Below are 26,217 nucleotides of genomic sequence, written 5' to 3'. Positions count from 1 at the left end.
ATGTCCCGTTTCGCCACGCTCAAGCTGGACAAGGTATCCCGCAGCTTCGGCCGGCACGCGGCCCTGCGCGAGCTGGAGTTGGAGATAGCGGGGGGCGAGTTCGTCGCCCTTCTCGGCCCGTCGGGCTGCGGCAAGTCCACCGCTCTGAACTGTCTGGCGGGGCTGCTCCCGCTCACCGGCGGCGCCATCACGCTCGACGGTGAGCGCATCGACCGACTCCCCCCGGAGCGGCGTGGCTTCGGCATGGTCTTCCAGAACTACGCGCTCTTTCCGCACCTCACCGTGCACGGCAATGTGGCCTTCGGGTTGAAGATGGCCAAGGTCGCGAAGGCTGAGATCACCCGCCGGGCGGACCGCGCGCTGGAGATGGTGCAGCTGACCGAGCACGCCCACAAGCGGCCCGGCCAGCTCTCCGGCGGCCAGCAGCAGCGCGTGGCGATCGCCCGCGCCATCGTCCTGGAGCCCAGGCTGGTCCTCATGGACGAGCCGCTCTCCAACCTCGACGCGGCTCTCCGCCTGGAGATGCGCACCGAGATCAGACGACTGCACCAGAGCCTCGACCTCACCACGGTGTACGTCACGCACGACCAGGAGGAGGCACTCTCGCTCGCTGACCGGCTCGTCGTCATGCGCGACGGGGTCATGCAGCAGGTCGGCACGCCCGAGGAGGTCTACGCGCAGCCCGCCAACCGGTATGTGGCGAGCTTCATGGGCTACCGCAACATGCTGGACGTCACGGTCACCGCGCAGGACGGCGACCGCCTCGCGCTCCGCCTCGCGGACACCCCGCTCACCGGCCTCGGCCGGGATGTCCTCGTGGCGGGTGGCCGCGGTGTCGCCGCGATCCGCCCCGAGGACCTGGACGTCGCGGATGAGGACACCCCGGGCGCCGTCAGCGCGGACATCGAGGTCGTGGAGTATCACGGACGTGAACTCGCCGTGCAGGCCCGGCTGTTGGACGGCCAGCCGGTGCACTTCCGTACCGGAGGAAGGCTCGCCCCGGGCGACCGGGTATGGCTCGCGGCCGCGGCCGAGCGGGTACTCGTCTTCGACGGGCAGGACCGGAATGACGGGCAGCACACACAGGCCGCACCCGACAACCAGGGCGCCGCCGCTTCCCCGGATCCGGCGCCGCGTAAGTCGGTGACCTCATGACGGCCCGGGCGACGGCGCCGGCCCTGGCCAGACCGGCGCTGCGCCACCGGCTCGCCGAGCGGGGCGTCGACCGCACCCTGATCCTGCTCGTCCCCGGCGCGCTTCTGCTCGTCGTCCTCTTCTGCTATCCGTTCCTGTACGGGCTCCAGCTGTCGTTCCAGCCGCAGAAGGGTGGCGGCGCGCTCGCCAACTACCGGGAGTTCTTCTCGGACCCCTATCTGCGCGAGACGATCTGGATCACCCTGCGACTGGCTGTGCCCGTCGCCCTGGTCAACTGCCTCGCCGCGGTGCCGGTGGCCTTCCGTACCCGTGGCGCCTTCCGCGGCCGGCGGCTCGTCACCACACTGCTCGTCATGCCGATCACCCTCGGCACGGTGCTCACCGCGGAGGGCCTGCTCGGCTACCTCGGCCCCAACGGCTGGCTCAACAAGGCCCTGATGGACATCGGGCTCATCGACCAGCCGCTGGCCCTGGTGCACAACTACTGGGGGGCGTTCGCCTCGCTGATCATCACCGGCTTCCCCTTCGCGTATCTGCTCACCCTCTCCTACCTCACCGGCATCGACCCCAGCCTCGAACAGGCGGCAGCCACCCTCGGGGCGAACAGGCGGCAGCGCATCCGCCATGTGATGGTGCCGCTGCTCGCACCCGGCCTCGCGATCACCTTCTGCCTCTCCTTCGTGCTGGCCTTCGCCGTCTTCCCGTCGGCGCAGCTCGTCGGTGACCCGCGGGGAAGCACGCACGTGATCTCGATCGAGGCCTACCAGGCGGCCTTCCAGAAGTTCGACTACTCGCTCGGATCGGCGATCGCCATGGTGATGGCCGCGGTGATGATGGCGGTCGTACTCCTGGTGCTGGCCTGGCGCTCGATGCTGTACCGCGGTTCGACGGGAGGCAAGGGCTGAGATGGCCGACGTACTGGACTCGCACGGCACGCAGGACCCACTGACCGCGCCCGCACCCACTCCGGAGACACCGGTGCGCGCGGGACGCCGTTTCGGACGGCCCGTCACCTGGGTGACGGCGCTCGTCTTCGGCTTCTTCTTCATCAACCTCGCGGGTGTCATCGGCGTCCCGCTCGTCGACTCCTTCGGCACCCGCTGGTTCACCAGCTGGCTGCCCGACGGCTGGACCACGAAGTGGTACGGCTCGGCCTGGGGGGAGTTCTCCCTCGGACAGGTCTTCTGGAGCACCGCGCTGACCGCTGTTCTCGTGGTCGCCATTTCGGTGATCGTGGGTGTGCCCGCGGCGTACGCGCTCGCCCGGCGCAGTTTCCCCGGCAAGCGGCTCGTGATGCTGCTTTTCCTGCTGCCGATCCTGGTCCCGCCGATCACGTACGGCATTCCGCTCGCCACCGTGCTCTACAAGTTCCAGCTGGCGGGCACGCTGACCGGTGTGGTGCTGGCCAACCTGGTGCCCTCGGTGCCGTTCGTGGTGCTCACGATGACGCCGTTCATCGAGCAGATCGACCCGCGGATCGAGGCGGCGGCCCGGATGTGCGGGGCGGGGACGTTCTCGGTGCTGCTGCGGATCCTCACGCCGCTGCTGGTGCCCGGCATCCTGGCCGCGTCGGTGCTCGTCCTGGTCAGGACGGTCGGCATGTTCGAGCTGACCTTCCTCACCGCAGGACCCGACAGTCAGACGCTGGTCGTCGCGCTGTACTACGCGGCGTTCTCCGCGGGGATCCGCACCCAGCAGTCGATCGACGCGATGGCCGTGATGTACACGGCGTCGATGCTGGTGCTGCTGGTGATCGCGCTGCGCTACGTCAACCCGACCCAGCTGGTCACCCGGGTCAAGGAGGACACCAAGGCGGGCTGAGGCAACCGACGCACGACTTCGGGCCGCGACCTGCCCAGAGGTTCCGCCGCAGCGGCGGTATCACCCCAGGGCAGCGTACGAGACGAAGCTGGTCCACGCGATGGAAGGGATGTTGAGTTGGGGTCCCGTCCTGACCTTCGAGTCCCGTACGTGGACGGTGTCCAGGCGGGCTGCCACCTCGACGCAGCTGTCTCCGTCGCCGCCGCTGTAGCTGCTCTTGAACCAGGCCAGTTTTTGTTAGGCGGCCCGGGAGGCCGGGTGTGGCTTATAGCTCTCTGCCTTCAGTGGCTTGCGAGGAGTGGCCGCCCAGCTCTCCGGGGCGCCCTGGCTGCTGATTGAGATGTGCGCGCTATGTGCGGTCGCTGATTACGGAGACGACAGCGGGGTGTTCCTCGGGCCGACGGCATGCCGTGCGGAAAGAGGAGGGGTAAGTGAGCAAGAGGAAGGCCCAGGTCTGGGCCGGTGTCGATGCCGGTAAAGGTCACCACTGGGCGGCTGTGTTCGACGAGACCGGCGCGACGCTCTGGTCCAAGAAGATCGACAACGGTGAGTCGGCGATCCTGACCGCGCTCGGCGAGATCCTCGACCTGGCGGACCAGGTCCACTGGGCGGTGGACATCTCCGGTACGACCTCCGCGCTGCTGCTGGCGCTTCTCGCGGCGCACGGCCAGCAGGCCGTTTACGTGCCGGGTCGCACGGTCAACCGCATGTCGGGCACCTACCACCGCACGGCGGCCCACCCGTACCGCCGCCGTCCCCGCCCGTACCGTCCGCCACTTACGGAGTCCGGGCCAACGCGCGCAGTGCCGCGACCCGTTCGCGTACGTCACGCACGGCCACCGCATCGCCGCCCTCGTCAGCCGTCGCCGCCGTGCCGGGCGGTGCAGGACGGCACCCACGGCACAGTCCGTCGGGCAGCCTGGGGCATCCCGCACGGCACCGACACCTCCGACACCGCCGCCGTGCTCGTCGCGGAGCTCGCCTCGAACGCCGTGGCCCATGGCCCGCGTTCCTGGCCGTGACTTTGAGCTGACGTTCACTCATGCCCCGGCCGCCCTGCTCCGCATCGAGGTCTCCGACACCCGGCGCGACCGCCGCCCCACCGAGCCCCTCCCGCCCGTACCGCTGAGCGACTCCGGACGTGGCCTGATTCTGGTCGACGCCCTCGCCGATCGCTGGGCGGTACTCGACCGCGTACCGATCGGAAAAACCGTTCGCGCCGAAATGGACCTGGCGGCACACCCCGTTGGTCACCCGGGTCAATGAGCGACCGACGGCCCGGCCGGGTCTCCACGGACCCTGCGGGTTCCGTCGGCGGTCAGCCGCGCACGTGCAGCCCGAAGCCTGTGCGGCCCGCAGGCTCCAGCCCCTCCTTGAGATGCAGCGAGGGGATCTCGTAGTCGCCGAAGTTCTGCCGCCGGAACGCGATCGGCTCCGTCGACTCCAGGGTGAGCAGGCGCTGTTCCCAGGCCTTGGCGACGTCCGGGTACTCCTCGCCGGTCATCCGGTCGGTGCCGTACAGCACGAACGGGGGCAGCGCCTCGATGCCCGGGTAGTAGAGGATGCCGTGGTGGATCGGGAACAGCAGGTCGTCGATGGGGCCGTTGATCCCGCGAGCGGCGTAATGCGCCTCCTGGCCGCCGACGGTCACCGACAGCAGAGCCCTCCTGCCCGCGAGGGTGCCTTCGCCGAAGCGCTCGCCGTACCTGGTGTCGCTGTGCTCACCGACGCCGTAAGCGAAGTGGTAGGTGAAGACCCGGTCCACCCAGCCCTTGAGGATCGCGGGCATGGTGTACCACCACAGTGGGAATTGGAAAATGATCGTGTCGGCCCACAGCAGCTTCTCCTGCTCGGCGAGGACGTCCGGGGTGAGTGTCCCGGCGTCGAAGGCCCGGCCCGAGTCCCGGGCGACCTTCAGCGGGCTTGACGCGTCGGGACCGTAGTCCGCGGCGTCCAAGACCGCCTTCCAGTTCATCGCGTACAGATCGCTCACCCGCACCTCGTGCCCGGCGGTCTCCAATGTGGAGACCGCGAGGTCCTTCAGCGAGCTGTTGAGCGACTTGGGCTCCGGGTGGGCGTGGACGATCAGCGTCTTCATAGGAACTCCTCTAGGCCGGGTGCCTTCGATTCTGGGCGCGGCGACGCCCGGTGTTCAGGGGCGCCGCTTCCGTCGGACGGGACTTCCTGGTATTGGCAGGACCACCTTCACCCGGCACCACCGGCGCCATACTGGGGGCATGGACGATCTTGCGGGCTTCCTGCGGACCCGGCGTTCCCGCGTCGACCCGACGGCCGTCGGCATCCCCACCGACAGGCGCCGTAGGGTCGAAGGACTGCGCCGCGAAGAGGTCGCGCACCTCTCGGGCGTCAGCGTCGACTACTACGTACGCCTGGAGCAGGGCCGCGCGACCCAGCCGTCCGAGCAGGTCCTCGACGCGCTCGCCCGCGTCCTCGGCCTCGACGAAACCGAACGCGGGCACCTGTGCAGACTCGCCCGGCAGCGTGGCCGCCGCGCGAAGGCGCCGGGGATGGGGGTCCCCCCGGCCGGAGGCCGGGGGAGGGTCCGGCCGGAGCTGCTGCGCGTTCTCGGCCTGGTCGCCGACGCACCCGCGCTGATCATGGACCACCGCCTGGACGTGCTCGCCGGGAACCGCCTCGCCGGACTCCTCTACGGTCGGCCGATGCCGGGCCTGAACACCGCCCGGCACATCTTCCTCGAGGAGGCCGAGCGCGGCCTTTATGCGGACTGGGAGAATTGCACCCTCGACGCGGTCGGGCACCTGCGCCTGGCGGCCGGCAAATACCCCGAGGATCCCCGTCTGGCCTCGCTCATCGGCGAGCTGGCGATGGGCAGCGAGCGCTTCCGCCGCCTCTGGGCGCGTGCGGACGTGCGTGCCCGGACGCATGGACGCAAGGCGTACCGACACCCGTTGGTAGGACTGCTGGAACTGCACCAGGAGAACTTCGCGCTGCCGGACGAATCGGGCATGGAACTGCTGGTGCTGTCCGCGGACACGGGCAGCCCCGCCGAGGACGGGCTGCGCCTGCTCGCGGGCCTGGGCGCGGGCAGCGGTGACACGTATCCCGCAGTGAACGCGCATGCCGCAGTGAACGCTCAGGTCCGCGAGTAGCTCAACGAAGCCGGTCCGGATCGCATCAGCCGATCGGCAGGTCCGCCGAGCGTGAGGGGACGGCGTCGAGCGCGGCGAGTGTCGCGTCGTCGAAGGTGATCGCGCCCGTCGCGACGTTGGCCTCGAGGTGGCCGGCGTCTGCGGTGCCGGGGATGAGGAGCGTGTTCGGGGTGTGGTGGAGCAGCCAGGCGAGGCCGATCTGCGACGGGGTGCTGCCGAGGGTTTGCGCCGCGGCGTGGACCGCCGGTTCGTCGGTCACCTTCGGGATGCCGGGGAACGTGCCGCCGAGCGGGAAGTACGGCACCCAGGCGATCCCCTCGGCGACGCAGAGCTTGAGCATGTCCTCGTCGGCGCGGGTGACGAGGCTGTAGGCGTTCTGCACGCAGACGATGCCCGCCGGAAGCGCATGACGCAGCCTGTCAGGGGTCACGCTGCTCAGCCCGATCGCGCCGATCTTGCCCTCGTCGCGCATCGCGGTCATCACCGCGAGCTGGTCGTCGATGTCGACCACCTGGTCGCCCTCGGCCCCGAGGCCGGGCCCGGTGTCGGCGCGGCGGAGGTTCACGACCGGGATCTGGTCCACACCGAGGCTGGCGAGATTGTCCTCGACGCCGGCGCGAAGTTCCTCGGGCCGCTGGGCGAGACGCAGCGGAAGACGGCCTCCGCTGGAGTCGGGGGTGGCGCCGACCTTGCTGACGACGAGGACGCCGTCCTCCGGTCGGATCGCCTCACGGATCAGCCCGTTGACGAGACCGGCGCCGTAGAAGTACGCGGTGTCGATGTGGTCGACGCCGAGCTCGACCGCGCGGCGCAGTATCGCGAGGGCGGTGTCGCGGTCGTCGTGCAGCCGCTCGAGCTGCATCGCGCCGTATCCGACACGGGAAACGGGGCGGCCGGCGAGCAGGCCGGCGCCTCCCGGACGGGTGACACCGGTGGCCGTGACCTCGGGGGACGGGTTGCTGCTTGATGTCATATGAAAATGCCGTCCTCGTGCGATGATGAGGGAAAGCGGAGGAGCCTCCGCTCATTCGACTGTAGCACTACCGGAGGGTCCTCCGTTTTGACTTCGCCCGAACCGACACCCACTGGCGCTCCTGCCGACCCGTCCGGCGGAGCGGCGCGCCCGGTCCGCGCCGACGCGCGGCGTAACCGGGAGAAGCTGATCGCCGTGGCCAGTGCCGCATTCGCGGCCGCCGACGGCGCCGTCGCGCTCGAGAGCATCGCCCGGGAGGCCGGCTTCGGGATCGGCACGCTCTACCGCCACTTCCCGACTCGTGAGGCGCTGGTCGAGGCTGTCTACGCCGCGGAGCTCGATGACGTCACCGCGAGTGCCCCCGTCGTGCTCGCCGAGTTCCCGCCCGAGGTCGCGCTCCGCGCGTGGCTGGACCGTTATGCGGCGTTCGTCGCGACGAAGCGCGGGATGCTCGACACGCTGCACGCCGGCTGGGCCTCGGGGAAGATCGCGACACTGACCACCCGGGAGCGCATCACCGCCGTGATCGGCACGATTCTCGCGGAGGGGGCGCGGGCGGGCTCGCTCCGTGCGGATGTCGAACCGGACGACGTCACCATGATGTTGCTCGGCATCTTCTCCACGGCGACCGGCAACACTCCGGAGCAGACAGGGCGACTGCTCGACCTCGTCGTCGACGCGCTACGTCCGAGGGAGAGGGAGGAAGGTGCTGCCGAGTCCGGTCGTGACGGTCGATTCCGTCGGTGATCCCGGGGTGCTTCCGCCGCTGTTCCCCGAAGAGGAACTGCTGGTGACCAGGGCGGTCGCCAAACGGAGGGCGGACCCACTTCGGTGCGTGCCTGCGCCGCATCGCACTGGGACGGTTTCCGGGCAGCGGCGGTGGCGCGGGCGGACCAGGTCGTTTCGATCGGGATGGACGCGGAGCCTCATGAGCCGATGCCGGGCAGGGGGGAGCTGGAACCCTGGTACCCGATGACCCGGCGCTGGCTCGACTTCGAAGAGGCGGCCATCACCGTGGACCCGGAAGCCGGCACGTTCGCCGCCCGGCTCCTGGTGCCGGGACCGCTGGTGAACGGGCGGCGGCTCACCGGGTTCGAGGGCAGATGGGCGGTCGGCGACGGTCTGCTCCGTACGGCTGTCGCGGTCGGCCTCTGACGGCGGACCTCTGACGCCAGGCCTCTGAAACCGGGCCTTTCGCCAACCATGCTCAAAGAGTGCGCGAAACGTGCTCGCAACTGCACTGAGGAAGGATTTTTCGAGCAACTATTGTCATGCGTGTGGGTCGCAGTGCAGGATCAAGGCATCTCGCAGGCCTCGAGCCCCGGATCCGCTCCGTGGGGTCAACAGGTCTGCGTTCCCTGATCCCCCTCTACACGGAGGTGACCGTGTCGGCCGCCGTGCCCACCTCCCCTCGTCCGGTCGCGCCGCAGTCGGAGCCCCCTGACGAACCGACGTCCGCCCGGATCACCGCCCGGACGGGACGCACGCCGGAGCGGAAGCCGCTGCGGCAGCGGTTCCGGCGTGACCGCATGCTTCTGCTGCTGTGTGTCCCCGGCATCCTCTACTTCGCGGTGTTCTTCTACCTGCCGCTGGCCGGAAACGTCATTGCGTTCCAGGACTACCAGCCGTTTCTCGGCTTCAAGGGCAGTCCGTTCGTCGGTCTCCGGAACTTCACGGAGCTGCTGGCGCAGCCGGACTTCTGGGTCGCGGTGCGCAACACGCTGGAGATCACCGTGCTCCAGCTGGTTCTCTACTTCCCGGCGCCCATTGCCCTCGCTCTCCTGCTGAACTCCCTGGTGGGCGATACGATCCGGCGTTTCGTCCAGACCGTCGTCTACCTGCCCCACTTCCTTTCGTGGGTGGTGGTCGTCGCGATGTTCCAGCAGGTCTTCGGCGGCACGGGAACGGTCACCAGCCTGCTGCAGAACCACGGGCTCGCGGTCGGCAACCTCATGAGCAATCCGGACACCTTCAAGGTGCTCGTGACCTCGGAGATGATCTGGAAGGACTGCGGCTACGGGGCCATCATCTTCCTCGCGGCGATGGCTTCCATCGACATGGCCCAGTACGAGTCGGCAGCGATGGACGGTGCGGGAACCTGGCGGCGGATGTGGCATGTCACGCTGCCGGGCATCCGGCCGGTGATCATCATGATGCTCATCCTGCGCCTGGGGGACATCCTTTCCGTCGGCTTCGAGCAGATGCTGCTGCAGCGCGACGCGGTCGGCGCCGATGCGGCCGAAGTCCTTGACACCTACGTCTACTACCACGGCGTCATCGACGGCGACTGGGGCATGAGCACGGCCGCCGGCCTGATGAAGGGCGTGATCGGCCTCGGCCTGATCATCGCGGCGAACAAACTGGCCCACCGCTTCGGTGAGCAGGGGGTCTACCGATGACCACGTCGATCGCTCCACGTCGCGAGAACCTGCTGGCCCGTATGCGATCCGGACAGCGGCCGCCCTGGATGGAACGCCCCGGCTGGTTCGGTCAGGGGGCGAAGGCGGCGGCCCTGGTACTGATCGTCGTCATGGTGACCTACCCCTTTCTGCTGGCGCTCGGCACCAGCCTGGCCGGCCAGAAGGAACTGGAGGCCCGCGGGGGTTACGTGCTCATCCCGCACCACCCGACGGTCCAGGCGTACAACGTGCTGCTGCAGGGCGGGGTGGTCACCAGAGCGGTGCTGGTCAGTATCGCCATCACCGTCATCGGCACCGCGCTCAGCCTGCTCTGCACGGTCACCCTCGCCTATGGCCTGTCCCGGCCCGGCATGATGTTCGGCAAGTCGCTGCTGATGCTGGTGCTCGGCACCTTCCTCTTCGCGCCGGGCATCATCCCGACCTATCTGGTGGTTCAGCAGCTCGGCCTGCTGGACAGTTACGCGTCACTCATTCTTCCGGTCCTGCTCAATGTCTTCAACGTGATCGTGGTCCGGGCGTTCTTCCAGGGGATACCCGACGAGCTGTACGAGGCGGCCCGGCTCGACGGTGCGGGCGAACTGACCATTCTCCGGCGCCTTGTGCTGCCGCTCTCCAAGGCCGTGATCGCCGTGGCCGGCCTCTTCTACGCGGTCAGCTACTGGAACAGTTTCTTCAACGCCCTGCTGTTCCTGAACGATTCGGGCAAGTACCCGCTCCAGGTCATTCTGCGCTCGTATGTCGTACAGGGCGAAACCATCAACGCCCACGCGCTCGGCGTGAACGTACTTCCGCCATCGATCTCACTGCAGATGGCAGTGCTGATCATCGCGCTGGTGCCGATCCTGTGCGTCTATCCGTTCCTGCAGAAGCACTTCGCCAAGGGTGTCCTCACCGGCGCCGTCAAGGGCTGATTCCGTCCACCGATCCTGCTTTCCCGGGAGAACCATGTCTTCCCAGCACGTCAACAGGCGTACGTTCATCGGCGCTGCGGGCGCCGTCGGGCTCGCCGCCACCGGAATGGCGTCCCTCAGCGGCTGTTCCACCGGAACCGCCGCAACGGGCAAGGGCGCAGAGGCATTCAGCAAGGTCGAGCTCCCTTCGTTCGTTCCTGCGAAGGTCGCCGCGCCGGATCTCGCGGGCAGCGCCGACGGCCTGGATGCCGCCTACCTCCGCTACCCGAAGAACCTGGTCAAGTCGGTGGCCGCGCCGCCAGGTGACGGGACCGCGGTCACCGCACTGACCGAGACCTTCACCACGCCGGCCCCCGCGATGGGGAGGAACGCCTACTGGAAGGAGCTCAACAAGCGGCTGGGCTCCGAATTCAAGATGAACATCGTCGTGGAGACGGCCGACGACAGCTACTCGTCCAAGTTCAACGCGGCGATAGCCAGCGGCGATATCCCCGACATGGTGTGGATCCCGCCGAACCAGGGGCTTCGGCGGATTCCCGATCTGCTGGAGGCGAAGTTCCACGACCTCACCCCGCACCTGGCAGGTGACGCGGTGAAGAAGTATCCGAACCTTGCCAACCTTCCGGAATTCGCCTGGAAGACCGCCGTCATCAACGGCAAGATCTTCGGCGTTCCGGTGGCCTACGGCCGGATGGGCCAGGTCTATGTCATCAATGAGGACTTCTGGAAGCCGGTCGGTGGAGCCACCTTCACCAGCGCCGAGGATTTCCTGGCCAAGGGCAGGGAACTGCTCGACGTCCGCCGCAAGAAGTATGTGCTGGAGCCGGCCTATGTGAACCATGTGGGCATGTACGCCCAGTGGTTCGGCGCGCCGTCCGGCTGGGCGGAGCGCAAGGGAAAGCTGGTGCATGAGTTCGAGACCGTCGAATACCGGGAGGCACTCGAATTCGGCGTCAAGGTGAGCAAGGCCGGGCTGTTCTGGCCGGACCCGAACCTCACCACGACGCGTGAGAAGATGGCTCAAGGCACCCTCGGCGCCTATGTGCAGTCCTTCCCGTCGTTCCTGGTGGACGTGAAGACGTACCACTTCCCCTTCGGCATCATCACCCCGTTCGCCGCCAAGAAGGGGGCGACGCCACACTTCTTCTTCGGGCTCGGCTCGGTCGGATACACCGCGATCAACAAGAAGGCCGACAAGAAGCGGCTGGAGACGCTGTTGCGGGTGCTGGACTATCTGGCAGCCCCCTTCGGTACCGAGGAGCGGCTGTTCCTCGACAACGGCATCGAGGGCACGCACTTCCGCCGCACGGCGAAGGGCGACGTGGAGCTCACGGACAAGGGGAACGCGGAGGCCGTGACGACCGCGATGCCGGTGTCGTTCCTGGCCAACGCCCCCGAGTACCTCTACCTCCCGGGCCAGGCGGACCTGACCCGCCGGATCCACGACTGGCAGAAGAAACTCATCGCCATGGCCGTGGTCAACCCGACCGTCGGCCACTACTCCGACACCAACGCCGCCCAGGGCGCCTCCCTGACCATGGAGATGAACGACGGGATCAAGGACATCGTGGCAGGCCGCAAGTCACTGTCCGAATTCGACGGGATGGTCCGCAAGTGGCGGTCCGGTGGTGGTGACAAAATCCGCAGTGAATTCGAGGAATCCCTTGCGAAGAGCGGCAAGTGAGTCCAGTGGGCGCCCATTCGACTTCCGTCAAAGGAGCAACATGCAAGACCTCCGCATCGGCGTAGTGGGTCTCGGCCTGCGCGCCAGTCTCGCGGACGCCGCGCACCGGCCGGGTTCCGGATCCGTGGTGACCGGCGTCGCCGACACCGATCCCGTGGTCCGCGCCACGGTGGCGGAGCGGTTCGCCGGAGCGGTCGCGGTGCAGGACCACCGGCGACTGCTCGACGACGCCACGATCGACGCGGTCATCGTGGCCACCCCCGACGACACCCATGAGGACGTCGCCTGCGACGCGCTGCGGGCAGGCAAGCCGGTGTACGTCGAGAAGCCGCTGGGGATCACCGTCGAGCAGTGCGACGCGATCCTGCGCACCGCCCACGAGACCGGCACGCGCCTCTACGTCGGCCACAACATGCGGCACATGGGCGTCGTACGGCTGATGCGCGACCTGATCGCACGGGGCGACATCGGTGAGCCGAAGACCGTATGGGTACGGCACTTCGTGTCGTACGGCGGTGACTACTACTTCAAGGACTGGCACGCCGACCGCCGCCGCACCACCGGGCTGCTGCTGCAGAAGGCCGCGCACGACATCGACGTGGTGCACTGGCTGGCCGGCGGCTACACCTCGCGCGTCAATGCGATGGGCGACCTCATGCTGTACGGCGACCTGCCCCGCAGGGAGCCGGGGACTCCGCGCCCCGACGGCTGGCTGCGGGAGTTCGACTGGCCGCCGACGGCGCGCAAGGACCTCCACCACGTCGTGGACGTCGAGGACGTGTCCGTGATGAACATGCGCCTGGACAACGGGGTGATCGCGGCCTACCAGCAGTGCCACTTCAGCCCGGACTACTTCCGCAACTACACGGTCATCGGTACCGAGGGGCGTCTCGAGAACTTCGGTGACCGGCCGGGCGACGAGGTCAAGGTCTGGAACACCGGGCCGACCGGATACCGTGCGGACGCCGATGCGGTGTACCGGGTGCCGGATTCGGCGGGCTCGCACGGCGGCGCGGACGGTCGGATCATCGCGGAGTTCTGCCGGTTCGCCGCAGAGGGCGGCACGACCGACACCTCACCCGTCGCCGCCCGGATGAGTGTCGCCGCCGGCGTGCTGGCGACCCGTTCGCTGCGCGAGGGCGGCACGCCCTACGACGTACCGCCGCTCGATCCGGAGCTGATCGCCTACTTCGCGTCGGGCCAGCAGCGCAACCGGACACTCACACGGTGATGACCTCGACGCCCGCGTCGGTGAAGAGGCCGGCCATGTCCTCGGGGATTCCGGTGTCGGTGACCAGGACGTCCACCTGATCGGTGGTGCAGATCCGGGCGAAGGCACGGGTGCCGAGCTTGGTGGAGTCCGCCGCGACGACCACCCGCTCGGCGCGCTCGCACAGCAGCCGGTTGATTCCGGCCTCGTCCTCGTGGTGCGCTGCGGCGCCGTGGACCACATCGAAGGCGTTCACGCCGAGGACGGCGGTGTCCATGGTGATCTGGCCGAGGACACCGTCGGCGAGCGGACCGGTGAGTTCGTACGACTGCGGGCGGGCCACCCCGCCGGTGATCACGATCTTGAACTGCGGCCTGATGGCAAGCTCGTTGGCGATGTTGAGCGCGTTGGTCACGATGGTGAGCGCCGGGGTGCCGGATGCCAGGTCGGGGCGTAGGGCGAGGGCGCGGGCGACCTCTGTCGTCGTGGTGCCGCCGGTGAGGCCGACCGCCTCCCCGGTGGTGATCAGTTCGGCGACCGCCTGGGCGATGCGCTGCTTCTCGGAGGCCCGGCGGGCCGTTTTGTAGCGGAGCGGGAGTTCATAGCTGACGCCGTGGACGACCGCGCCGCCCCGGGTGCGTACGAGCATCTGCTGCTGCGCGAGCTGGTCGAAATCGCGCCGGATGGTGGCGGCGGAGACGTTCAGTGCGACGGCCGCTTCCTCGACGTCGAGACGGCCCTGCTCGACGAGCAGTTCCAGAAGTTCCTTCCAGCGGGCGTCGCGGGACTGTGACATCTTTCGCGCTCTCCTCTTCGGCCCTCGTCGGCGGATCGCAGTGACCTTAGCCCAGGACCACCAGTGTGCTTGATTCTGCTTGAAACATGGCAGTATCTTGCATTAATGAGCATGTAATCGTAGTAGGTATCAGAGGGGTGGAATCCAGCATGAGCCATGTCCAGAACGAGCTGTCCAGTCAGCCCGACTGCTGGGAGCGCGCGGCCGGCCAGGCCGGTAGCCTTGCGGCCGCACTGCCGGCCCCGGGGGAGCGCGTAGCGATCGTCGGATGCGGGACCTCGTGGTTCATGGCGCAGGCCGTGGCCGCCCTTCGGGAAGGCGCGGGACAGGGCGAGACCGATGCCTTCGCCGCATCCGAGTTCCCCTTCGGCCGCGCCTACGACCGCGTGATCGCACTGACCCGGTCGGGCACCACGACCGAAGTGCTCGAACTTCTCTCCCAGGTGCGGGGGAAGGCTCGGACGACCGCCATCACCGGCGACCCCGAGACCCCGGTGATGGAAGCCGCCGACGATCTCGTGGTCCTCGACTTCGCCGACGAACGGTCCGTCGTCCAGACCCGGTTCGCCACCACCGCGCTCACTCTGCTGCGCGCGCACTTCGGCCTGCACAGCGCGGCCGTCGTGGCGGACGCGCGCATCGCGCTCGCCGATCCGCTGCCCGAAGGGCTGGTGGACTGCTCGCAGTTCACCTTCCTCGGACGTGGCTGGAGCGTCGGTCTCGCCCAGGAGGCCGCGCTGAAGATGCGGGAGGCCTCGCTGTCCTGGACCGAGGCGTACCCGGCCATGGAATACCGCCACGGTCCGATCAGCATCACCACCGAGGGCACCGCCACCTGGATGTTCGGCGACGCCCCCGTGGGCCTCGACAAGCAGGTCAGGGCCACCGGAGGCAGCTGGGTGGCCGGCGGACTCGACCCGCTCGCCGAGCTCGTACGGGTGCAGCGCCTCGCCGTCGCGATCGCGGACGCCCGGGGTCTCGACCCGGACGCCCCGCGCCACCTCACCCGTTCCGTCATCCTCGACGAGGGCTGAGCGGTGCCCCTGGTGCGCAGCGGCCCGCTGGTCGCCGAGGCCGCAGCGCGCAACGGCGCGGTGGCCGCTTTCAACATCATCACCCTGGAGCACGCCGAAGCGGTGATCGCCGGGGCCGAGGCCGCCGGGGCCCCGGTCATCCTGCAGATCAGTGAGAACGCGGTGCGGTACCGCCAGGGACAGGTGATGCCGCTGGCCCGCGCAGCGGCCGAAGCGGCGCGGCTGGCCTCGGCGCCTGTCGCACTGCACCTTGACCATGTGAAGAGCGACCTGCTGCTGCGCCAGGCAGCCGACGCCGGGTTCAGCTCGGTCATGTACGACGCCGCTCACCTGCCGTACGCGGAGAACCTCGCCGCGACCCGCTCCGCCGCCGACTGGGCGCACGCCCAGGGGCTCTGGATCGAGGCCGAGCTGGGTGAGGTCGGGGGCAAGGACGGGGCCGCGCCACTGGAGGCGCACGCTCCCGGAGCGCGGACCCACCCCGAGGAGGCGTGCGCCTTCGTGGCCGCGTCCGGGGTGGACGCCCTGGCCGTGGCGGTCGGCAGTTCCCACGCGATGACCTCGCGTACCGCCATCCTCGACCACCAACTCATCGGCCGGCTAAGGAAAACAGTCGAGGTGCCATTGGTGCTGCACGGTTCCTCCGGGGTCCCGGACGCCGAACTGACAGCAGCGGTCACCGGCGGCATTTCCAAGGTCAACATCGGCACGGCGCTGAACCTCGCCATGACCGCGGCGATCCGGGAGGTACTGACGGCCCAGCCCGAGGCCGTCGATTCGCGGAAATACCTCAAGGCCGGCCGACAGGCCATGGCGGAGACGGCGGGCCGCCTGATCACGCTGCTCGCAGCGGCTGCCGTCGGATAGGGCGGGGCAGCGGCCGGCGCGTTACTTGATGAGCCGGGCCACGGCCCACTTGGCCTCCTGGGACAGCATCCCCAGGCTCCGATGTGCCGATTTGCCCATCCCGGACTGCAGTTCGGCGCCGGCCGACAGCGACTCACGGGCGATCAGGGTCAGCTTCGCCCTGGCCGCCGCGAGCGCGAGCTCGAAGTGCTCGGCGGTGATCAGCCGGCCGATGCCCAGACGACGCCACTGCCGGCCGGACTCGTCCGCGTCCAGCATGCCGGGCACCTGCTGCAGGGTCCGCCAGGCGGCCGGCAGATCGCCCGTCAGCCGCTGAAGCTCGGTGAGTTTGCGTGCGGCCAGCGCCCGCTCGCGGGGCTTGTCCTGCTGCGCGGCGTAACCGGACTGGGCCCGCGCAGCCTGGAAGTGGTCGCCGAGCGCTTCGAGTTCGGCGCTCAGCATCCGCAGCACATCGGCCGACGGCCCGGCGCCGTCCAGAATCCGCAACAGCGCCACCCGGGCGTGTTCGGTACGGCCCTGCCGCCGGGCCAGCCGGATCCAGGTCAGCTCGGGCTGCCGAGCCGGGTCATCACCGAAGAGCGCCTCGTCCGCCGCGCGCGCCCAGGCGGCGAGCGGCGCCGGCCCTCCGGGTATCGCGGGCGGCCCCCGCCGGGCGGCGGACTTCGACGCTCCGATCTCGCGGAGCAGCGGCACATCGGAGGCGCACCCGTGCAGCCCGACCAGTACGGCGGCCAGCCGCAGTTCCTCGCCCGCCCCCGGGTCAGCGGCCTCGTACGCCAGCAGCCGCCGCAGCAGCGGAAGATCGGTGGCCCGCCTGTCGAACTGCGCGGCCCGTAGCACCGCGGCCCGCCGTGCTCCGTCCTCGGCGACCGCGGACAGCGCCGCGGCATCGTCTCGAAGCCGGGCCAGATCCGCCCGGCCGGGCGCCAGCACGGTCTCCCGCAGCGGCGTCCGCGGATGCGGGTCGAGCAGCGCATGGGCACGACCGGTGGCGGCCTCGAGCAGCACATGCTCGGGCTCGGTCCGCAGCAGCGCCGTGTGCAGCCGGGCGGCCAACTCGACGGGGGAACGCTCGGCGAACCCCAGGGCGCCACGCAGCTCGGCCCGCCGGGCGTCGAGATCCGGGGTACTCGCGCGCAGCTTCTTCTCCGACTCGGCCACGGCGGCCAGCAGTTGCCGCTCGCCCGCGGCGGGGGCGAGCGGCAGCAGATCGCGCCAGGCCGGCAGGCCGATCAACAGCTCCAGCGTCTCGTCCGCATCGGCGCCGATCAGCCCCGCCGCGCCGGCGGCCGAGGCGTACAGCACCGGGCCTCCGCCGCACACGAAGTACGCACCGCCCGCCCCGTCCCCGGCCAGTGGGTCCGGCAAGGCGCCGGACGCCAGCCGCACGGCTTCGCCGCGCCCGGCCCGGCCCAGGTCGAAACCGAAGGAGCGGGCAGCCAGTTCGGTCAGCACGGGTTGCGCCCTCAGCAGGCCGATGGCATGTCCGGAAACCGTCATAGAGGAAACGTAACAGCCATGTCCGACATGACTCTCACGCATGGCTCTCACGCCGGTTGCAACAGGTCCCAACGGTTGCCGTACAGGTCCTCGAAGACGGCGACCGTCCCGTATGGCTCGTGGCGCGGCTCCTCCAGGAAGCGGACACCGGCGGCGATCATCCTGGCCTGGTCGCCGGCGAAGTCCTCGTAGTCACGGACGACCAGGCTGATCAGGGCGATACGGGACATGGCAGAGAGGTTATACGTCGCACCTGGCACGCCGAAGCGGAGGCACGGGGGAGCAAGGAACAATGCGGGGCATGACGTCGCAGCACCTCCTGGACCGGGCCGGACGCCTCGCCGCGTCCGGGCACCGGCGGATCCTCGGCATCGCCGGACCACCCGGGGCGGGCAAATCCACCCTCGCGCGCCAACTCGCCGCCCGGCTCGAAGGGCGCGCGGTGGTCGTCCCGATGGACGGCTTCCACCTGGCCCGGAGCGAACTGCGCCGTCTGGGAAGCACCGAACGCAAGGGTGCCCCCGACACCTTCGACATGGGTGGTTACGTGGCCCTGCTCGCCCGGTTGCGTGCGCCCGGCAGTGACACCGTCTACGCGCCGGCGTTCGACCGGACACTCGAGGAGCCGCTCGCGGGTTCCGTCCCGGTCCCGGCGGACGTACCGCTGGTCATCACCGAGGGCAACTATCTGCTGCACTGGCCGCGCGCCCGGGTGTTGCTCGACGAGACGTGGTTCCTCGCGCCGGACGACCGGGAGCGCGTGCGCAGACTCGTCGAGCGGCATGTGCGGCACGGCAGGAGCCGGGAGGTCGCCGAACGCTGGGTGCACCGGTCCGACGAGGCCAACGCCCGGCTCATCGAGGCCGGCCGGGACCTGGCCGACCTGATCGTGTCGGACCTGTAGGCCGCGCACCCGAGGCCGCACCGGAGTTCGCACGCGGGTCCGCACGCGAAGGCCACGTGCGGGTCGCACACGCGGCCCGCGCCCGGCAGGATGGGGCCATGTCTTTCGAACCCGCACCGTTCACCGCCGAGGACTACCGAGCCCGGATGGACCGCGCCGCGCGAAGCGCCGCGGACGCCGGTCTCGCCGGGGTGCTCGTCGCGCCCGGCCCCGATCTGGTCCACCTCACCGGGTACCGGCCCATCTCCACCGAGCGACTGACCCTGCTGGTCATCGCCGCCGGCCGGGAACCGGTGCTCGTGGTGCCCACGCTGGAGGCCCCGGACGCCGAGGACGCCGCAGGTGCGCCCGCCCTCACCCTGCTGGACTGGACCGACGGCCGGGATCCCTACGCCGTCACCGCGCCCCTGCTGGGCAGCGGCGGCCGGTTCGCGGTCAGCGACAACGCCTGGGCGATGCACCTGCTGGGGCTGCAGAAGGCGCGGCCGGACACCTCGTACGCCGCGCTGACCGAGGCGCTGCCGATGCTGCGCGCGGTCAAGGACGCGGCCGAACTGACCCGCATCGAGGCGGCGGGAGCCGCGGCCGACGCGGTGTACGACAAGATCCTCGGGCTCCGCTTCGCCGGCCGCAGGGAGTCCGACATCGCCGCCGACCTCGCCGCCCTGCTCAGGGAGTTCGGCCACTCCCAGGTGGACTTCACGGTGGTCGGCTCCGGGCCCAACGGCGCCAATCCGCACCACGAGGCGGGCGACCGGGTCATCGTCGACGGTGACATGGTGGTGCTCGACTTCGGCGGCCTCAAGCACGGTTACGGCTCCGACACCTCCCGTACCGTGCACGTCGGCGAGCCGACCGCCGAGGAGCGGCGGGTGCACGAGGTCGTACGGGAGGCTCAGCAGGCCGGATGCGCGGCGGTGCGGCCCGGCATCGCCTGTCAGGAGATCGACCGGGCCGCGCGGGCCGTCATCGACGCGGCCGGATACGGCGAGCGGTTCATCCACCGCACCGGCCATGGCATCGGGGTCACCACCCACGAGCCCCCCTACATGATCGAGGGGGAGGAGCAGCTGCTGATGCCCGGGATGTGCTTCTCCGTCGAACCGGGGATCTATCTGCCCGGCCGCTTCGGCGTCCGTATCGAGGACATCGTCACGGTCACCGAGGACGGTGGCCGGCGGCTGAACAACACCTCCCGTGAGCTGGCGATCGTCGAGTAGCACGGGCCCGCACCGGGCCACGCCCCGTCAGGAATCGGCCAGCACGACGCAGGACCGGGGCGGCAGCGACAACACGCCGTCGTCGCCCGGGGGGCGGATCTGTTCCCATGCGGCCAGCACCCGCGTGTCCCGGCCGTTCAAGGGGATGTCCGCGACGTCCCGGCCGAGGTTGACCGCGATCCGCAGATCACCTCGCCGGAACGCCAGCCAGCGGGCCTCCTCGTCGAAGGCCACCTTCACGGCGGCGAGATCCTGGTCGACGAGGTCCGGTTGGGTGCGGCGCAGCGCGATCAGCTCCCGGTACCACCCGAGCAGCCGGGCATGCGGGCCGTGTTCCGGCTCCGACCAGTCCAGACAGGACCGCTCCCTGGTTGCCGGGGACTGCGGATCGGGGACATCCTGCTCCGACCACCCGTGCTGCCCGAACTCCCGCCGCCTGCCGTTGCTCACGGCCGCGGCGAGTTCCGGGTCGGTGTGGTCGGTGAAGAACTGCCAGGGGGTGCGGGCTCCCCATTCCTCGCCCATGAACAGCATCGGTGTGCACGGGCCGGTCAGGACCAGGGTCGCCGCGCAGGCCAGCAGTCCGGGGGAGAGGGTGGCCGAAAGGCGGTCGCCGAGCGCCCGGTTGCCCACCTGGTCGTGGGTCTGCGCATAGCCGAGGAAACGGTGCGCGGGCGTCGATGTACGGTGCACGGGCCGGCCGTGCGTGCGGCCCCGGAAGGTCGAGTACGTGCCGTCGTGGAAGAAGACCCGGGTCAGCGTCTTGGCCACCGCGGCCAGCGGCGCGCGGGCGAAGTCGGCGTAGTAGCCCTGTGATTCGCCGGTCAGTGCGGTGTGCAGGGCGTGGTGGAAGTCGTCGTTCCACTGGGCGTGCAGCCCGAGGCCGCCCGCCGCGCGCGGCGTGGTGGTGCGCGGATCGCAGAGATCCGACTCGGCGATCAGGAAGAGCGGCCTGCCCAGCTCGGTGGCGAGCGTGTCGGTGGCTTCCGACAGCTCCTCGAGAAAGGTCAGCGCCCGGTTGTCGGCCAAAGCGTGGACGGCATCGAGCCGCAGCCCGTCGAGCCGGTAGTCCCGCAGCCAGGCCAGCGCGCTGCCCAGCAGATACGCACGGACCTCGTCCGAACCCGGCGCGTCGAGATTGACCGCCGAGCCCCACGGCGTGTGATGGGTGTCGGTGAAGTACGGGCCGAATGCGGGCAGATAGTTGCCGGAAGGACCGAGGTGGTTGTGCACCACGTCGAGCACCACCCCGATGCCGAGCGCATGGGCCGCGTCGACGAAACGCTTGAGCCCCTCCGGCCCGCCGTACGGCTCGTGCACGGCCCACAGCGAAACCCCTTCGTACCCCCAGCCGTGCCGGCCGGGGAACGGGCAGACCGGCATCAGCTCGACATGGGTCACGCCGAGCGAGACGAGATGCTCCAGCCGCCGGGCGGCCGCGTCGAAGGTGCCCTCGTGGGTGTACGTACCGATGTGCAGCTCGTACAGCACCGCGCCGGGCAGGCCCCGCCCCGGCCAGTCCGTCCGCCACTCGTAGGCGTCCGCGGACAGCACCGCGCTGAGCCCGTCGGGCCCGGCCGGCTGGCGGCGGGAGCGGGGATCGGGGAGCACCGGGCCGCCGTCGAGCGAGTAGCCGTAGTGGTCCCCCTCGGTGGCCTCCGCGCTGAGCATCCACCAGCCGTTCCGGGACGGGTCGCGCTCCATGGCCAGCGTCCTGTCCGCCAGCTGGAGCGTGACGAGATCCTTCTCCGGCGCCCATACCTCGAACAGCACGCGGTTCCCCCTTGTCGACGGTCCCTGGCCCTCGTCCACGGTCCCTCGTCCTCGGTCATCGGTCCTTGCAACAGTCGATCCGTCCCATCTTGGCAAGATCGGGGCCTGGAGCGAGTGAACTCGGGCCATTAGGGTCACGAACCATGACCTTGCCGCCGCTGCCCGGACCGCTGCCCGCCTTCCCGCCCGGCTTCCTGTGGGGGGTGTCCGCATCCGCCTTCCAGACCGAAGGCGCGGCCGCGCGCGACGGGAAAGGGCCCTCCGGCTGGGACGATTTCGCGGCGCAGCCGGGGCGGATCAAGGACGGCAGCGACGGCTCGCTCGGCACCGGGTTCTACGACCGGTACCGCGAGGACGTCGCGCTGCTCGCCGGTCTGGGAGCCGGGGCCTTCCGGTTCTCCGTGAGCTGGCCGCGCGTGGTCCCCGACGGCAGCGGCCCGGTCAACCCGGCCGGCCTCGACTTCTACGACCGGCTGGTCGACGAACTCTGTGCGCACGGCATCGCCCCGGCCCCGACCCTGTACCACTGGGACACGCCGTTGCCGCTGGAACGGGCGGGCGGCTGGCTGAACCGTGACACCGCCCACCGTTTCGCCGACTATGCGAGCACGGTCGCCGAGCGGCTGGCCGACCGCGTGCCGATGTGGATCACCATCAACGAACCCGCGGAGGTGACCCTGCTGGGCTATGCGCTGGGCGAGCACGCACCCGGCAGGAAGCTGCTCTTCGACGCACTGCCGGCCGCCCACCACCAGCTGCTCGCCCACGGCCTCGCCGTCCGTGCGCTGCGCGCCGCCGGGGCCGCGGAGATCGGCATCGCCGTATCGCACAGCCCCGTCCGGACGGCGGGCGCCAGCGAGGAGGACCGGTTCGGAGCGGAGCTGTACGACACGCTCTACAACTGGCTCTTCGCCGACCCGCTGCTCACCGGCGCCTACCCCGACGAGAACTTCGCGGCCCTGATGCCGGGCCCCGTCGCGGAGGACCTCGAGGTCATCTCCAGCCCCCTCGACTGGTATGGGGTGAACTACTACAACCCCACCCTGGTCGGCGCGCCCGCACCCCAGGCCCTCGACTCGTTCGCCGGCTTCGACATGCCCAGCGAACTGCCCTTCGGCATACGGCAGATCGAAGGTTACGAGATGACCGACTTCGGCTGGCCGGTGGTCCCGGAGGGACTGCGCGACATGCTCGTCGGACTCAGGGACCGCTTCGGCGACCGCCTGCCGCCGCTCCGCATCACCGAGAACGGCTGCAGCTACGACGGCATCGAGGACACCCGCCGGATCGCCTTCATGGACGGTCACCTGCGGGCCCTGCACGCGACGATGGCCGACGGGATCGACGTCCGTTCCTACTTCGCCTGGTCACTCACCGACAACCTCGAGTGGATCGAAGGGTACGGACAACGCTTCGGCCTGGTACACGTCGACCACGCGACGATGCGGCGCACGCCCAAGGACTCCTACCGCTGGTACCGGGACGTGATCCGGGCCCAGCAGGGTGTCAGCCGTCCCACACCAGGTTGAGCGCACGCTCGAGGTTGACGTATCCGGCCCGCCCGAGGGCGGCCGTCATCGGCACGTTGGCCAGATCCGTCGACGCGCGGATCCGCGGTAGCGCGAGCTCGTCGGGTCCGGTCAGCGGCCGGATCCCCAGCTCCTGGCCGGTCGGTGCAAAGGTCACATCGGCTTCTGAGGGGGCGTGATGTCCGCAGACCGTAACAATCGCCGCCCGGGTCGGTCACGCGCATATCGCGCAGCGGGGCCCGTCTGGACACCTCTGCCCGCCCGGCCCGACAATCACCTGTGTGACGTCCTCCTACGAGTCTCCCGCGTACGAGCCCCACACGGCTCCCGCCCGGCTGTCCGACGCCGAGCGCGACCGTGTCCTCGGCGTACTCAGGGAGGGCGCCGCAGAGGGCAAACTGTCGCCCGACACGTTCATGCGCCGCATGGAACTCGCGCTGGCTGCCCGTCGGTCCGCGGAACTCGTGGTGCTCACCGCCGACCTGGAGGACAAGCGCGGCTGGTCGCAGCGGCTCCTCGGCGCGGTGGGCCAGATGTCCGCGTTCTCGGAACGGCTGCACAGGGCCTGGACCTCCGAGCGGCTGCCGAAACTGCTGTTGCCCGCTCCCGGGCCGTATCCGCTCCGCATCGGCCGCGACCCGGTCAACGGCCTGCGGCTGAACCACGAGACGGTCTCCCGGGTCCACGCCGAACTCGGTGTGCAAGCCGGCGTGTGGGTGCTGCGCGACCTCGGCTCGACCAACGGCACCACGGTCAACGGACGCCGGGTGGCCGGAGCAGTGGTGGTGCGCGACGGGGACGCGGTGAGCTTCGGACGGATGGGCTTCCGGCTGTCGTCGGGGTGAGGCCCCCGCTCATCGGCCGCCAGGACTCCTTCAGAGCTCCGCCGGTGCGAGCCGCTTGAGCAGCGCCACCGGGCGGCGGTCGAGGAGCTCCCCGAGCGGGACCGCACCGGTGAACTCCCTTTCGGGGGCGAGCAGATCGCTCCACCGGCCGGTCGGCAGGGTCAGCGTGGTCTCGCGCCAGCCGCCGGCGTCCGCGAGTCGCAGCGACAGCCGGGTGACCGCGGTGACGACCTCACCGGAGCGGCAGAACGCCAGGCAGTGGTCGGAGGCCGGCCCTTCGGCGGCCAGCGGCGCATAGGTTCCCGACTCGCCGAAGAGCTCCGGGTATTCGCGCCGCAGCAGGAGCGCCGTGGTCGTCACGGCCAGTTTCTCGGCCGCGAGGCCCTCCCGGCCCGGGCGGCCCACCGGGTCGGCCGGCGGTGGCATCGGGCTCCGGTTGTCGGGGTCCATGAGGGCCAGATAAAGGCCTTCGGTGCCCTGGTAGAGGTCCGGCACGCCGGGCATCGTCAGCTGTACCAGTGTCGCGCCGAGCACGTTGGCGCGAACGTACGGATCGAGACCCTCCGAGAACGCGGCGATCGCGGCGTGCGGCGGCCCGGCAGGTCCCGCTGCCACGAAATCGGCCACCGCCTGCTCGTACGCCGGGTCCTGCTCGGTCCAGCTGGTGAGCAGGCCCGCCTCCCGTACGGATTTCAGCAGAGCGGGGCCGAGCCGCTCCCCGTCCGGCGCCCCGAAGCCGAAGGCCGTCTGCCAGGCCACCCAGGCCACCTGCGGATCGGGGGCGGGGGTGGTCAGCCGCGTGAGCAGGTCGGCCCACTGTCCGGGGCACTCGGTCAGTACCGCGGTGCGTGCCCGGACGTCGGCGCTCCGTTTGGTGTCGTGGGTGGTCAGTACGGTCCCGGTGGCCGGCCAGTCGCGGGCGAGCCGGGCGCAGAACGCGTGGAACTCCTCGGGGCTCACCGCGGGCGCGCCGGGGTCCCCGCCGACCTCCCCGGCGGAGATCAGCGGGGTGTAGCGGTAGAAGGCGGTGTCCTCGACGGATTTGGCGCGCAGCGCGGAGGCGGTCTGAGCGAAGCGTGCGCAGAAGGCGGCGTGCGCCGGGCCGCTGCCCAGCTTGCCGAGTGCGAGGTCCCGCACGACGGCCACCACGGATGCCTCTTCGTCGACGGTGAAGGACGCTGCCGCCTGCCGGACCGTCTCCGCGTCCAGGGTGGCCTCCGCGGCGTCGGGTGTCGGGCCGCCGGCGGTCGCGTAGGGCCGGTAGACCGGCACCCGCACCAGCAGCTCGCGCAGCGCGACCCGCAGCGCCCAGGGCGCATGATCGCGCAAGGCCGGGTCCGCCGCACAGATCTGTTCGGCCGTACGGACCAGGAAAGTCGTCTCGGCGACCAGCTCGTGGGTGATCACTTTGTACGCGGCCCGGCGCACCGTCGACGCCCAGTAACCGCCACGGTCCGCCGGCGGCTCGGCGAAGGCCCGGTAGTGCCGGACGAGTTCGTCGAGGCCGGCCGGGTCCGTGAAAAGTCCGTCGATCCGGTGCAGCGCGTCGTAGCCGGTTGTCCCGGCCACCGCCCAGTCGGCGGGCAGCGGCTCGTCGCCGGTGAGGATCTTCTCGACCACCGTCCACCGGCCGCCTGTCGCCTCGCCCAGCCGGCGCAGATAGGCGCCCGGGTCGGCGAGTCCGTCCGGGTGGTCGACGCGCAGCCCGTCCACCACGCCGTCGTCCATCAGTTCGATGACCTTCGCATGGGTCGCGGCGAAGACCTCCGGGTCCTCGACCCGCACCCCGATCAGGTCGGAGATGGTGAAGAAGCGCCGGTAGTTGAGTTCGGTCCGGGCCAGCCGCCACCAGCCGAGCCGGTACCACTGGGCATCCAGCAACTCCTGCAACGGCAGTTGCGCGGTGCCCTCGCGCAGCGGGAAGGCGTGCTGGTAATAGCGCAGTACGTCACCGTCGACGGTCAGCCGTTCCAGCTCGTCGCCGATCCGGTGGCCGAGTACCGGCAGCAGCACCCTGCCGCCCCCGGCCTCCCAGTCGATGTCGAACCAGCGCGCGTACGGCGAGCCAGGTCCCTCACGCAGCACCTCCCACAGCGGCCGGTTGAAGCGCGGGGCGGCCGCCATGTGGTTCGGCACGATGTCCAGGACCAGGCCCAGGCCGTGCGTGCGGGCTGTCCTGGCCAGCCCCCGCAGCCCTCTCTCGCCGCCCAGCTCGTCCCGTACCCGCGCAGGGTCGACGACGTCGTAGCCGTGTGTGGAGCCCGGCACCGCGTCCAGTACCGGCGACAGATGCAGGTGCGACACGCCGAGGGCGGCCAGGTACGGGACTGCTTTCTCGGCGGCGGAGAACGGGAACTCCGGCTGGATCTGGAGCCGGTACGTCGCAGTGGGCGTCATGAGAACCTACGTACCCCGTTTCGGCGGCCTCCTGTCACCGCACGCCG

The 26,217-nt window shown here is 70.0% G+C and carries 23 protein-coding genes and 4 pseudogenes; 18 read left to right on the top strand and 9 right to left on the bottom strand.

All coding sequences use genetic code 11. The features are described 5' to 3' along the window. Genes AB0436_RS18190 through AB0436_RS18180 form a run of 3 tightly spaced genes read left to right on the top strand, consistent with a single transcriptional unit; the run spans position 1 to position 2,976 of the window. On the top strand, positions 1 to 1,155 hold the full coding sequence (locus AB0436_RS18190) for an ABC transporter ATP-binding protein (RefSeq protein WP_366468887.1): 1,155 nt from the start codon (positions 1 to 3) through the stop codon (positions 1,153 to 1,155). Continuing rightward, positions 1,152 to 2,060, top strand: a complete 909-nt coding sequence (locus tag AB0436_RS18185; protein ID WP_366468886.1) for a sugar ABC transporter permease — start codon at positions 1,152 to 1,154, stop codon at positions 2,058 to 2,060. Before AB0436_RS18190 ends, AB0436_RS18185 begins: the two co-directional genes overlap by 4 nt. Before the next feature lies 1 nt (position 2,061). Next, positions 2,062 to 2,976, top strand: a complete 915-nt coding sequence (locus tag AB0436_RS18180; RefSeq protein WP_366468885.1) for an ABC transporter permease — start codon at positions 2,062 to 2,064, stop codon at positions 2,974 to 2,976. Positions 2,977 to 3,036: 60 nt separating this feature from the next. Here the strand turns inward: AB0436_RS18180 and AB0436_RS18175 are convergent, their stop codons facing one another. Next, positions 3,037 to 3,153, bottom strand: a complete 117-nt coding sequence (locus AB0436_RS18175) for a DUF397 domain-containing protein (RefSeq protein ID WP_366468884.1) — start codon at positions 3,151 to 3,153, stop codon at positions 3,037 to 3,039. A 254-nt stretch (positions 3,154 to 3,407) separates the two neighbouring features. Here AB0436_RS18175 and AB0436_RS18170 point away from each other — a divergent pair. Both AB0436_RS18170 and AB0436_RS18165 read left to right on the top strand, forming a co-directional pair. After that, positions 3,408 to 3,692: pseudogene (locus AB0436_RS18170) on the top strand (transposase); the annotation flags it as partial. Positions 3,693 to 3,893: 201 nt separating this feature from the next. After that, positions 3,894 to 4,242, top strand: a pseudogene (locus AB0436_RS18165) (ATP-binding protein); the annotation flags it as partial. A 52-nt stretch (positions 4,243 to 4,294) separates the two neighbouring features. Here the strand turns inward: AB0436_RS18165 and AB0436_RS18160 are convergent. After that, complete coding sequence (locus AB0436_RS18160) at positions 4,295 to 5,074, bottom strand: NAD(P)H-dependent oxidoreductase (RefSeq protein WP_366468883.1); 780 nt, start codon at positions 5,072 to 5,074, stop codon at positions 4,295 to 4,297. 139 nt (positions 5,075 to 5,213) lie between these two features. Between AB0436_RS18160 and AB0436_RS18155 the strand changes: the two genes are divergently transcribed. After that, on the top strand, positions 5,214 to 6,107 hold the full coding sequence (locus tag AB0436_RS18155) for a helix-turn-helix transcriptional regulator (protein WP_366468882.1): 894 nt from the start codon (positions 5,214 to 5,216) through the stop codon (positions 6,105 to 6,107). Between the two features lie 25 nt (positions 6,108 to 6,132). On the opposite strand, the gene AB0436_RS18150 is transcribed toward AB0436_RS18155, so the two are convergent. Beyond that, entirely contained in the window at positions 6,133 to 7,080 is a 948-nt protein-coding gene (locus AB0436_RS18150) for an aldo/keto reductase (RefSeq protein ID WP_366468881.1), read from the bottom strand. A gap of 87 nt (positions 7,081 to 7,167) precedes the next feature. Between AB0436_RS18150 and AB0436_RS18145 the strand changes: the two genes are divergently transcribed. From AB0436_RS18145 to AB0436_RS18120, 6 genes and pseudogenes are all read left to right on the top strand, one after another. Then, positions 7,168 to 7,827 (top strand): TetR/AcrR family transcriptional regulator, encoded by a 660-nt coding sequence (locus AB0436_RS18145; protein WP_366468880.1) that lies wholly within the window; start codon positions 7,168 to 7,170, stop codon positions 7,825 to 7,827. Continuing rightward, positions 7,787 to 8,235, top strand: a pseudogene (locus tag AB0436_RS18140) (hypothetical protein). The gene AB0436_RS18145 and the pseudogene AB0436_RS18140 overlap by 41 nt, the downstream one beginning before the upstream one ends. Positions 8,236 to 8,543: 308 nt before the next feature. Beyond that, the gene (locus AB0436_RS18135; protein WP_366469114.1) at positions 8,544 to 9,479 is read left to right on the top strand and encodes an ABC transporter permease subunit; all 936 of its coding nucleotides are present in this window, start codon (positions 8,544 to 8,546) and stop codon (positions 9,477 to 9,479) included. Beyond that, positions 9,476 to 10,411: a carbohydrate ABC transporter permease gene (locus AB0436_RS18130; protein WP_366468879.1), complete on the top strand. Its 936-nt coding sequence runs from the start codon at positions 9,476 to 9,478 to the stop codon at positions 10,409 to 10,411. Before AB0436_RS18135 ends, AB0436_RS18130 begins: the two co-directional genes overlap by 4 nt. Before the next feature lie 34 nt (positions 10,412 to 10,445). Continuing rightward, entirely contained in the window at positions 10,446 to 12,095 is a 1,650-nt protein-coding gene (locus AB0436_RS18125; protein WP_366468878.1) for an extracellular solute-binding protein, read from the top strand. Between the two features lie 40 nt (positions 12,096 to 12,135). Then, positions 12,136 to 13,326, top strand: coding sequence for a Gfo/Idh/MocA family oxidoreductase (locus tag AB0436_RS18120; protein ID WP_366468877.1), 1,191 nt, complete (start codon positions 12,136 to 12,138; stop codon positions 13,324 to 13,326). Here the strand turns inward: AB0436_RS18120 and AB0436_RS18115 are convergent. Next, positions 13,316 to 14,101 carry a DeoR/GlpR family DNA-binding transcription regulator gene (locus AB0436_RS18115; RefSeq protein WP_366468876.1) on the bottom strand — a complete coding sequence of 262 codons (786 nt, stop codon included), beginning with the start codon at positions 14,099 to 14,101 and terminating at the stop codon, positions 13,316 to 13,318. The genes AB0436_RS18120 and AB0436_RS18115 overlap by 11 nt on opposite strands. A 149-nt stretch (positions 14,102 to 14,250) precedes the next feature. Between AB0436_RS18115 and AB0436_RS18110 the strand changes: the two genes are divergently transcribed. Next, positions 14,251 to 15,135: a sugar isomerase gene (locus AB0436_RS18110; RefSeq protein ID WP_366468875.1), complete on the top strand. Its 885-nt coding sequence runs from the start codon at positions 14,251 to 14,253 to the stop codon at positions 15,133 to 15,135. A 3-nt stretch (positions 15,136 to 15,138) separates the two neighbouring features. Continuing rightward, positions 15,139 to 16,002: a class II fructose-bisphosphate aldolase gene (locus AB0436_RS18105; RefSeq protein WP_366468874.1), complete on the top strand. Its 864-nt coding sequence runs from the start codon at positions 15,139 to 15,141 to the stop codon at positions 16,000 to 16,002. Between the two features lie 21 nt (positions 16,003 to 16,023). On the opposite strand, the gene AB0436_RS18100 is transcribed toward AB0436_RS18105, so the two are convergent. Together AB0436_RS18100 and AB0436_RS18095 are read right to left on the bottom strand one after the other, a co-directional pair. Then, a complete protein-coding gene (locus AB0436_RS18100; RefSeq protein WP_366468873.1) occupies positions 16,024 to 17,502 on the bottom strand; it encodes a hypothetical protein in 1,479 nt (492 codons plus the stop codon). A 47-nt stretch (positions 17,503 to 17,549) separates the two neighbouring features. Further along, on the bottom strand, positions 17,550 to 17,732 hold the full coding sequence (locus AB0436_RS18095; RefSeq protein WP_366468872.1) for a VOC family protein: 183 nt from the start codon (positions 17,730 to 17,732) through the stop codon (positions 17,550 to 17,552). A gap of 71 nt (positions 17,733 to 17,803) precedes the next feature. Between AB0436_RS18095 and AB0436_RS18090 the strand changes: the two genes are divergently transcribed. Continuing rightward, positions 17,804 to 18,406, top strand: coding sequence for a nucleoside/nucleotide kinase family protein (locus AB0436_RS18090; protein WP_366468871.1), 603 nt, complete (start codon positions 17,804 to 17,806; stop codon positions 18,404 to 18,406). Between the two features lie 98 nt (positions 18,407 to 18,504). Further along, on the top strand, positions 18,505 to 19,626 hold the full coding sequence (locus AB0436_RS18085) for an aminopeptidase P family protein (RefSeq protein ID WP_366468870.1): 1,122 nt from the start codon (positions 18,505 to 18,507) through the stop codon (positions 19,624 to 19,626). A 27-nt stretch (positions 19,627 to 19,653) separates the two neighbouring features. Here AB0436_RS18085 and treZ read toward each other — a convergent pair whose 3' ends face one another. Further along, a complete protein-coding gene (gene treZ, locus AB0436_RS18080; protein ID WP_366468869.1) occupies positions 19,654 to 21,399 on the bottom strand; it encodes a malto-oligosyltrehalose trehalohydrolase in 1,746 nt (581 codons plus the stop codon). 143 nt (positions 21,400 to 21,542) lie between these two features. Here treZ and AB0436_RS18075 point away from each other — a divergent pair, with 143 nt between their 5' ends. Then, a complete protein-coding gene (locus AB0436_RS18075) occupies positions 21,543 to 22,928 on the top strand; it encodes a GH1 family beta-glucosidase (RefSeq protein ID WP_366468868.1) in 1,386 nt (461 codons plus the stop codon). Here AB0436_RS18075 and AB0436_RS18070 read toward each other — a convergent pair. Continuing rightward, a pseudogene (locus tag AB0436_RS18070) lies at positions 22,906 to 23,019 on the bottom strand (GNAT family N-acetyltransferase); the annotation flags it as partial. The gene AB0436_RS18075 and the pseudogene AB0436_RS18070 overlap by 23 nt on opposite strands. A gap of 190 nt (positions 23,020 to 23,209) precedes the next feature. Here AB0436_RS18070 and AB0436_RS18065 point away from each other — a divergent pair. Beyond that, on the top strand, positions 23,210 to 23,773 hold the full coding sequence (locus tag AB0436_RS18065; RefSeq protein ID WP_366468867.1) for a DUF1707 and FHA domain-containing protein: 564 nt from the start codon (positions 23,210 to 23,212) through the stop codon (positions 23,771 to 23,773). A gap of 30 nt (positions 23,774 to 23,803) precedes the next feature. On the opposite strand, the gene treY is transcribed toward AB0436_RS18065, so the two are convergent. Continuing rightward, the gene (gene treY / locus AB0436_RS18060; RefSeq protein ID WP_366468866.1) at positions 23,804 to 26,170 is read right to left on the bottom strand and encodes a malto-oligosyltrehalose synthase; all 2,367 of its coding nucleotides are present in this window, start codon (positions 26,168 to 26,170) and stop codon (positions 23,804 to 23,806) included. Between the last annotated feature and the right edge of the window lie 47 nt (positions 26,171 to 26,217).

Source organism: Streptomyces sp. NPDC051322 (assembly GCF_040689485.1).
Taxonomy (GTDB): domain Bacteria; phylum Actinomycetota; class Actinomycetes; order Streptomycetales; family Streptomycetaceae; genus Streptomyces.
The sequence above is the reverse complement of the archived record's forward strand: the minus strand, read 5'-3'. Positions and strand labels throughout refer to the sequence as shown.

Coding starts and splice junctions, on each gene's coding strand:
- AB0436_RS18120 (WP_366468877.1), top strand. CDS start 12,136: ATGCAAGACCTCCGCATCGGCGTAGTGGGTCTCGGCCTGCGCGCCAGT.
- AB0436_RS18075 (WP_366468868.1), top strand. CDS start 21,543: ATGACCTTGCCGCCGCTGCCCGGACCGCTGCCCGCCTTCCCGCCCGGC.
- AB0436_RS18180 (WP_366468885.1), top strand. CDS start 2,062: ATGGCCGACGTACTGGACTCGCACGGCACGCAGGACCCACTGACCGCG.
- AB0436_RS18085 (WP_366468870.1), top strand. CDS start 18,505: ATGTCTTTCGAACCCGCACCGTTCACCGCCGAGGACTACCGAGCCCGG.
- AB0436_RS18160 (WP_366468883.1), bottom strand. CDS start 5,074: ATGAAGACGCTGATCGTCCACGCCCACCCGGAGCCCAAGTCGCTCAAC.
- AB0436_RS18155 (WP_366468882.1), top strand. CDS start 5,214: ATGGACGATCTTGCGGGCTTCCTGCGGACCCGGCGTTCCCGCGTCGAC.
- AB0436_RS18125 (WP_366468878.1), top strand. CDS start 10,446: ATGTCTTCCCAGCACGTCAACAGGCGTACGTTCATCGGCGCTGCGGGC.
- AB0436_RS18190 (WP_366468887.1), top strand. CDS start 1: ATGTCCCGTTTCGCCACGCTCAAGCTGGACAAGGTATCCCGCAGCTTC.
- AB0436_RS18095 (WP_366468872.1), bottom strand. CDS start 17,732: ATGTCCCGTATCGCCCTGATCAGCCTGGTCGTCCGTGACTACGAGGAC.
- AB0436_RS18150 (WP_366468881.1), bottom strand. CDS start 7,080: ATGACATCAAGCAGCAACCCGTCCCCCGAGGTCACGGCCACCGGTGTC.
- AB0436_RS18130 (WP_366468879.1), top strand. CDS start 9,476: ATGACCACGTCGATCGCTCCACGTCGCGAGAACCTGCTGGCCCGTATG.
- AB0436_RS18110 (WP_366468875.1), top strand. CDS start 14,251: ATGAGCCATGTCCAGAACGAGCTGTCCAGTCAGCCCGACTGCTGGGAG.
- AB0436_RS18100 (WP_366468873.1), bottom strand. CDS start 17,502: ATGACGGTTTCCGGACATGCCATCGGCCTGCTGAGGGCGCAACCCGTG.
- AB0436_RS18185 (WP_366468886.1), top strand. CDS start 1,152: ATGACGGCCCGGGCGACGGCGCCGGCCCTGGCCAGACCGGCGCTGCGC.
- treY (WP_366468866.1), bottom strand. CDS start 26,170: ATGACGCCCACTGCGACGTACCGGCTCCAGATCCAGCCGGAGTTCCCG.
- AB0436_RS18115 (WP_366468876.1), bottom strand. CDS start 14,101: ATGTCACAGTCCCGCGACGCCCGCTGGAAGGAACTTCTGGAACTGCTC.
- AB0436_RS18090 (WP_366468871.1), top strand. CDS start 17,804: ATGACGTCGCAGCACCTCCTGGACCGGGCCGGACGCCTCGCCGCGTCC.